Consider the following 6,955-nt stretch of genomic DNA (forward strand, 5'->3'; position numbering starts at 1 on the left):
TTGCGCGTCCATGATCAGCTGGTTCAGGCACTGCGTCTGCGGATCGCCAAGTTGCAGAAACTGGCCTTCAGCAAATCCTCGGAAAAGATCGAACGCGAGATCGAACAGCTGGAACTGGCGCTGGAAGACCTGCTGGTTGCCGTGGCCGAAGACGATGAAGCGCCAATCGACGAAGGGCCGGATGAGCCATCACCGGAAGCTGCCGATGCGCCCACTTTGCGCCGCAGGCCACGTGTCTCGGATGCGACCCCGCGCGAACGCCGTGAACTGGACCCCGGTGCCTGCTGTCCCGACTGTGGTGGTGATCTGCGCGTGGTGGGCGAGGATGTCAGCGAACTGCTGGACATGATCGCCGCTCAGATGAAGGTGATCCAGATCGCCCGGATCAAGAAATCCTGCCGCCGTTGTGAGCGGATGGTGCAGGAACCTGCCCCCAGCCGCCCGATCCCGGGCAGTATGGCGGGGCCGAACCTGCTCGCGCATGTGCTTGTCTCGAAGTTCGACGATCATTTGCCTTTGTATCGCCAGCACGAGATCTTTGCCCGCATGGGGGTGGACATCCCCGAAAGCACCCTCGTGGGCTGGTGTGGCCGCGCCATGAAGACCTTGTCGCCGCTGATCGCACGGATCGAGGCGAACATCATGACCAGCGACCTGCTGCATGCGGACGACACACCCATCCGAGTGCTGGATCGCAGCTTGCGCGACAGGGGGCTTGGCAAGGGTGTCAAGCAAGGCCGGATCTGGGCCTATGTGCGTGACCAGCGACCCTGGGCGGGGGCATCGCCACCGGGTGCTGTCTATTGCTTTGCGCCCGACTGGAAGGAAGAGCACGTTCTTGGCCATCTGGCCGATGCGCGCGGCATCCTGCAAGCGGATGGCTACAAGGGCTATGCCAAGCTCTATGCGCCTGAACCCGATAGCACACCGCGTTTGCGCGAGGCGGCCTGTTGGGCGCACCTGCGGCGCGACTTCCATGACTTCTGGACCTCGACCAAATCCGAGATCGCCCGCGAGGCGCTCGACCGGATCGGCAAGCTCTATGATATCGAGCGCGACATCAATGGTCAGCCCGCTGACACCCGCCACGCCGTGCGCCAAAAGCTTAGCCTGCCCAAGGTTGAGGCCTTCTTTGCCTGGTCCGAACAGCAGCTCTTGCGCATTCCGGGCAAAAGCGATCTGGCCAAGGCCTTCCGCTATGGCCTCGCCCGGCAGGAAGCCTTCAGCCTGTTCCTGATCGACGGGCGTGTGGCCATCGACAACAATCCGGCCGAACGCGCCCTGCGCCCGATTGGAATAGGACGTAAAAACTGGCTCTTCGCGGGCGCAGATACCGGCGCGGAAACTTTGGCGCGCGCGATGACGGTCATCGAAACTGCCAAGCTCAATGGCATTGATCCATTGGCCTACCTTGCTGACATTCTCGACCGCATCCACGATCACAAGATCAACCGCCTCGACGATCTGCTCCCGTGGAACTGGACGCCAGCGGCATCCGCAATGAGCAGTCAAGCCGCGTAGGCCGCGGTATCAACGAGGCGGTTACGAAAGGCCCGGGCGATGCCTCGTTCAACGAGAGACTCATCGGGCATCGCTTACCTTTGACTCCGTCGTGTATTAATTCTTCGGCACCGAAAGGAATACGCCATGGGCCCCACGCCCTATTTTACCGTTAACCTTTGCCGCTGGCCTTGAGCCAAGCCAGCACATCAGCGTCCAGACGAGCCGTGATCTGTTTCTTGACCGGGCGGAAATGTTCGGGCCGTTTCATCTCGGCCAGTTGCGCGGCGGTCAGCTCGGGGATGTCGCTCGCGTCGATCTCATCGTCGGGCAGTGCGGCCAAGCGCTTGAGGTCGCTTTTCTGTGCTTCCGTCAAGGGTGGGAGCGTGTCGAGTGTATGTTCAACCGTCTTCATATCGCTTCCTTTCTTTCCGTGTTGCCGGGCGAGCCGAGATGATACGGATTACCTCAACCGGTTAATCCAGCGGCCCTTCTTCTTTCATGAACGTGTGGGCGACCAGGACGACCGCGAGGCCGTCGATCTGGCCGACTGTCTGCCAGCGTTGCTCACCGTTCTCGATCCTATCCTGAACAGAGAGGTGCAGTGGATCAAGAAACACGCGAGCTGCGACTTCAAAACTGAGGCCATGCTTGCGCTGGTTGGACAGGTTTTTGCCCTCGTCCCAGATAAAGAGTGGCGATGCCATGTCAAAAATGTAACTACAAATAATGTAGCTATTCAAGTCCTTGGAGAGGCAAGCATCGATCAGGCCGTGGCTGCGATCGACGACGATTACCAACAGGCTCTTCACCCGGAGAGTGGCGAGTTCCTGATGCAGGTTGTCGGGGTTCTGGACAACCCGCTCGGTTTCTGAGGCACGTCAACTCGGGAAAGGCCCCAGCCCCTTACGGCAAATGTTGAAATTACTGTTTCGCCCAGGCGAGTTTTCCGAAGTGCCTTTCAAAGTCCCCACAAGATCGCGTAAAGGCCATCCATCACCTCTTGGCCTTCATCCGGAGAGAGACAATGGACAGGCGTCAGATGCCGTAAACGGTGCGCATCCACCGTAAGTGGCATGTGTGCACGAATGCGATAGAGATCGCCCTCGATCCGGACATCGATGGTAAGCTGCCTCAGGGCAGGAAGTACATCAGCCGGCAAGATCGGCAGTAGAACGACCGTGTTGAGGCCCAATAAGTGTTCTGCCTGAGCAACCAGATACAGATCGCCGTCGATCTTGAGGACGTCGAATTTATGCATCGGGCCAAGGGTGGTTCAGCGCCAGATGCGATCCTGGAACACCCCTGTTTTTGATATGTTGCGCCTCACGGGAAATCGCGGCTTCGTTTTCGCGAAACCAGGCATCGGCGCGTTCCTGAGGGCTTCCAGCTGCCATGTCAGCGGCGACCAGTTGCTTGATGTAGTCAGTGACACTTGTTCCCCTGACCGCAGCCCAAGCCATCAGTTTGTCCTTTTCCAGCGGGGCCATTCTGATAGTAAGATTAGCCATGGAATCCTCCATCTATACTCCGCACTAACAATAATAACAATATGTCCGTGCGAAGCAAGGCTTGGATATCGGGCCGTCGAAGATATTTTCGAGCCATACCAACCTGATTTCACCCCCTGAAAGTCCGTCAAGTGCCCTGCCTGAAAAGGCAAGTTGGCCACAATGCGGGCAATGTTCATTATACCAGATACGGCAATGTTATGGCGGCGATCGATACCATCGCCACTGGCAAAATCCATGGCCTGGTCGTGCCCGTTCTTGATGTTCGCTTGGAGAGAACGGCGCGGCTCATGTCATGAGCCGCTTGGCTGCGGACCATCCTGCCGACGCGCATGTAGTGAGCGGTGTCGATGCTTCCGTCGGCGCGGGATTTGATTTGGTCAGTCACGGGATGTTCCTTTTCGGCTACGTGTTCTGATCCAACCATGAGCCAAACTGTCGATACTCGCTTGAAGGCTGCCTTTAGAGGTTCTGAAGAATTCCACGATTTTTACCCAAGACGACGTGGCGTACTTGTCGGAAGCATCGCGAGTGGGCCACAATCACGCATGATTTATGAATTTTCCGATTGCGTGCTCGACGAGTCGACCCATCAGTTATCCCGCGCCGATGGGCCTGTGCATGTGGAGCCACAGGTCTTCGATCTCTTGGTCGCATTGGCACGGGTGGCTCCTGGCCTGCTCAGCTACGAAGACATGATTGAACAGGTATGGAACGGGCGGATCGTGTCCGATGCCACCCTCAGCGCTCGGATCAGTTCGGCCCGCGCGGCCGTGGGCGACAGTGGCGCGGCGCAAAAGGTAATCCGCACCATTGCGCGCCGTGGGGTGCAAATGGCCTGCCCGGTTCTTAAGACGGCAAGTGATGAAGCGGCGGTTGGCGAGGCGACGCAGCCTACTTTACCATCCGCTGCACCGTACCAGACCATTCGTTTTACCGCCTCTGCCGATGGTACCGAAATCGCCTACGCCGTATCAGCAGATGAAGGTCCGCCACTCTTGCGGGGTGCGCATTGGATTTCGCATCTGGAACATGACTGGACCAGCCCGGTCTGGCGTCCTTGGCTGGATCGTCTTGGCGTCAGGCGACGGCTCATTCGCTATGACGCGCGGGGCACTGGCCTGTCGCAACGCGACCCCATGCGGCAGGCGCAGGAAGACTTCGTCGCAGATATGGAGGCGGTTCTCGATGCGACGGGCGATGACGCCGTTGACATATTCGCCGTTTCTCAAAGCGCGCCGATCGCTCTGGCTTTTGCCGCGCAATGGCCCGCACGTGTGCGGCGGATCGTGCTTGTGAACGGCTTTGTTCAAGGAAGCTATGCGCGTGGACAAAAGGCGGAAACAGATGCCATGATCGCAATGATCCGCGCCGGCTGGGGCCAACCCGGCAGCCCTTTCGTCAAGGCCGTGGCCACCTTGTTTATGCCACGCGCGACCGAAGACGAACTGGCGAGTTTTGTGGAGATGCAGACACATTCTGCCAGCCCCGAAGGTGCGGCCGCGATGCGGGATGCGGTCGGACAGTTTGACGTGACCGGAATACTCTCGCAGGTCACGGCTCCGGTATTGGTGATTTCATCGGCCGGAGATGCCGTACATCCGCCATCCCAAAGTCGACATCTCGCCCGCGCATTGCCCAACGCCGAGTTCTGCTCGCTCAAGACCGACAGCCACGCCATAGCGCCGTCCGATCCCGCATTCACAGTGATGATGGATGCGACAGACCGCTTTTTGGCGAAGTGACGAACCAAAAAGGCAGCCATCACGACGCGGCCCGGCACTACTTCCCCGAATTTTGCCCGTAAAGTGCGATCTTTCTTCTCATTCACCCGTCTCCCATCAAAGACCCGACTTGCGCCCACAGCGCGCTTGTATCGCCCCTGTGACGGTGCCAGGGCGCAACACCCAGCCCTGATGCTCGGAAAGCAGCTGCAGCTTCCGGTGCTTTGACGACCTTGATCGCAAAATCGAGTGTAGGACACGGCGCATGCAGCAGTCATGATCGCCAACCCGCCCACCAACTGCGGCATCGTCGGCGCGGAATGCGCAAAACGTCGCCAATCGCCGAGCGAAGCCTTTTCAGCACGCCCTGCCTGACGCATATGCGGCCGAACCTCGAAAGGATTTCCCCATCTGGCGCGTCTCGACCCTTGCCCTGGCCACCACGATCGCCGTGCTGACGTTGCTGCCGCAGGGATCGATGCAAGCCATGCCGGCTCCTGGCGGCGACAAGCTTGCACATGCCTTGGCATTCTGCGGCCTGATCCTGCCCACGGCCATTCTGCGACCGCACCGTCTCGGGGTGGTCATGCTGCAGGCATTCATTTTCGGGATCATCATCGAGATCGTCCAACCTTTGATGGGAAGGTCATCGGATATCGTCGACAGCTTAGCTAATGGTGTGGGTCTCGTGATGGGTGCCACGATTGGCCTTGTCGCAAAAGCTGTCCTGAACCGTGTGGGCCACCCACGCCACGGTGGGTAGAACAGTTGGAAAAGCGCCCCTTCAGGCCGCTTCGATTGCCTTGGATTTCAATTCAATGCAGAGTCAGAGCATCCGTCAGCGCAAGGAACAACACGCCATGTCGAAGTTTCTGGTCCACATCCATACCGGTCCGAGCGATCCCACGAAAGCGACGCTCGGCTGTCTGATCGCTGCGACCGCCCTGAAGGAAGGCCATGACGTGACGGTCTTCATGGCGGGCGATGGCGTTCACCTGCTCGCCGACGAACACCTTGAAACGCTCGTCGGGACGGGAACCGGCGCGTTGAAGGATCACATCGCAGCGATCGCCGAGGGTGGCGGAAAATTTGTCCTGTCCGGCATGTCGGCGAAAGCCCGCGGGTATGACGAGACCCTGCTCGAGGGCCACCCGGCCGAGTTCGGGATGCCCGACAAGCTGGTCGAACTCGCGGACGCGGCAGACACGGTGCTTTGCTACTGATCCTGCAAATCAAGCCGGGGGCAAAAGCACGATCTTTCCGGCGTGAGCCTTGGTGGAAAACGCCTCCTGGGCCTCGGCAATCCGTTCCAGGGGATAGGTGGCCGAAACCAAGGGACGGATCTCGCCGGCTTCGATATACGAGATCAGGTTGGGAAACACCGCCTCATCCCACGCGGTGCAGCCGATCAGCGTGATGTCCTTGAGATACATGTCGCGCATGTCCAGCTCCACGATCGGGCCGGCGATCGCGCCCGAGGACACGAACCGTCCGCCACGGCGCAACAGCTTGAGCATCGTACCGAAGCCCCTGCCGGCGACGTTGTCGACCACCACGTCGACGCTCTCGCTGCCGAGAACATCGAGCGGATCGTCTTCCCGCGTCAGGACGCGGTCCGCACCAATGCCGCGCACCCAGTCCCGCTTCGCGGCGCTGGTGATGCCGACAACCTCGGCGCCGCGCCGCCTGGCAAGCTGAACCACTGCCGAGCCGACGCCGCCGGACGCACCGGGCACGAGAACGCGCATGCCGCGGCCCACCCCGGCCCGCGCCACCATGTTCTCGGCGGTGCCGTAGGCACAGGGGATCGAGGCAAGTTCGGCATCTGTCCAGCTGCATTTGACGGCGAAAGCCTCGGCGGCCGGCACCTTGACGTATTGCGCGAACGCCCCGTCGAAGTCGGACCCGAGCCACACGGTCTTCATGTCGTCGAACCCGTCGGGGCGCATGCAGGCGCGTACAATCACCCGCTGGCCGATACGCGCCTCGATGCCGCCCGGCCCCACAGCGACGATCCGCCCGCAGCAATCGGTCCCCTGAATGAAGGGAAACGGGGTCGCGTCGTTCCACCCACCGTCGGCGCGGGTCTCGCCATCGTCAGCGCTTTCCGTGCCCTCGCGGACAGAAGAGGAATACCACCCCAGCCGCGTGTTGATCTCGGTGTTGTTGACCCCGGCAGCGAGCACTCGGAGCAGAACCTCTCCGACGCCGGGCACCGGC

10 protein-coding genes are annotated in these 6,955 nt (G+C 60.3%); 4 read left to right on the top strand and 6 right to left on the bottom strand.

Annotation, left to right across the window (positions count from 1 at the left end):
• Nucleotides 1-1,521: IS66 family transposase (locus LCF60_RS22770; protein WP_292294828.1), on the top strand; the 1,521-nt coding region annotated here is incomplete at its 5' end.
• Nucleotides 1,522-1,672: 151 nt separating this feature from the next.
• Here LCF60_RS22770 and LCF60_RS22775 read toward each other — a convergent pair.
• The 5 genes from LCF60_RS22775 to LCF60_RS22795 all read right to left on the bottom strand — a co-directional run bounded on the left by LCF60_RS22775 (nt 1,673) and on the right by LCF60_RS22795 (nt 3,399).
• Nucleotides 1,673-1,915, bottom strand: coding sequence for a BrnA antitoxin family protein (locus LCF60_RS22775; RefSeq protein WP_292294829.1), 243 nt, complete (start codon nt 1,913-1,915; stop codon nt 1,673-1,675).
• A gap of 61 nt (nt 1,916-1,976) precedes the next feature.
• A complete protein-coding gene (locus LCF60_RS22780) occupies nt 1,977-2,312 on the bottom strand; it encodes a BrnT family toxin (RefSeq protein ID WP_292294830.1) in 336 nt (111 codons plus the stop codon).
• Nucleotides 2,313-2,461: 149 nt separating this feature from the next.
• Complete coding sequence (locus LCF60_RS22785; protein WP_292294831.1) at nt 2,462-2,761, bottom strand: hypothetical protein; 300 nt, start codon at nt 2,759-2,761, stop codon at nt 2,462-2,464.
• Entirely contained in the window at nt 2,754-3,011 is a 258-nt protein-coding gene (locus LCF60_RS22790; protein ID WP_292294832.1) for a hypothetical protein, read from the bottom strand. The genes LCF60_RS22785 and LCF60_RS22790 overlap by 8 nt, the downstream gene beginning before the upstream one ends.
• Before the next feature lie 178 nt (nt 3,012-3,189).
• Nucleotides 3,190-3,399, bottom strand: coding sequence for a hypothetical protein (locus LCF60_RS22795; RefSeq protein WP_292294833.1), 210 nt, complete (start codon nt 3,397-3,399; stop codon nt 3,190-3,192).
• A gap of 37 nt (nt 3,400-3,436) precedes the next feature.
• Between LCF60_RS22795 and LCF60_RS22800 the strand changes: the two genes are divergently transcribed.
• The 3 genes from LCF60_RS22800 (at nt 3,437) to LCF60_RS22810 (ending at nt 5,958) form a co-directional block, all read left to right on the top strand.
• Nucleotides 3,437-4,756: an alpha/beta fold hydrolase gene (locus tag LCF60_RS22800; RefSeq protein ID WP_292294834.1), complete on the top strand. Its 1,320-nt coding sequence runs from the start codon at nt 3,437-3,439 to the stop codon at nt 4,754-4,756.
• Nucleotides 4,757-5,186: 430 nt separating this feature from the next.
• Nucleotides 5,187-5,498 (top strand): VanZ family protein, encoded by a 312-nt coding sequence (locus LCF60_RS22805; protein ID WP_292294835.1) that lies wholly within the window; start codon nt 5,187-5,189, stop codon nt 5,496-5,498.
• Between the two features lie 97 nt (nt 5,499-5,595).
• Nucleotides 5,596-5,958, top strand: a complete 363-nt coding sequence (locus LCF60_RS22810; RefSeq protein ID WP_292294836.1) for a DsrE family protein — start codon at nt 5,596-5,598, stop codon at nt 5,956-5,958.
• 9 nt (nt 5,959-5,967) lie between these two features.
• Here LCF60_RS22810 and LCF60_RS22815 read toward each other — a convergent pair.
• A partial coding sequence (locus LCF60_RS22815) for a zinc-binding dehydrogenase (RefSeq protein WP_363318454.1) occupies nt 5,968-6,955 on the bottom strand: 988 nt, incomplete at its 5' end.

Source organism: Marivita sp. (assembly GCF_020055635.1).
GTDB lineage: Bacteria > Pseudomonadota > Alphaproteobacteria > Rhodobacterales > Rhodobacteraceae > Marivita.

Excerpts from the sequence above, each read along its gene's own strand:
- LCF60_RS22775 (WP_292294829.1), bottom strand. The coding sequence starts at position 1,915 with ATGAAGACGGTTGAACATACACTCGACACGCTCCCACCCTTGACGGAA.
- LCF60_RS22785 (WP_292294831.1), bottom strand. The coding sequence starts at position 2,761 with ATGCATAAATTCGACGTCCTCAAGATCGACGGCGATCTGTATCTGGTT.
- LCF60_RS22790 (WP_292294832.1), bottom strand. The coding sequence starts at position 3,011 with ATGGCTAATCTTACTATCAGAATGGCCCCGCTGGAAAAGGACAAACTG.
- LCF60_RS22800 (WP_292294834.1), top strand. The coding sequence starts at position 3,437 with ATGAGCCAAACTGTCGATACTCGCTTGAAGGCTGCCTTTAGAGGTTCT.
- LCF60_RS22810 (WP_292294836.1), top strand. The coding sequence starts at position 5,596 with ATGTCGAAGTTTCTGGTCCACATCCATACCGGTCCGAGCGATCCCACG.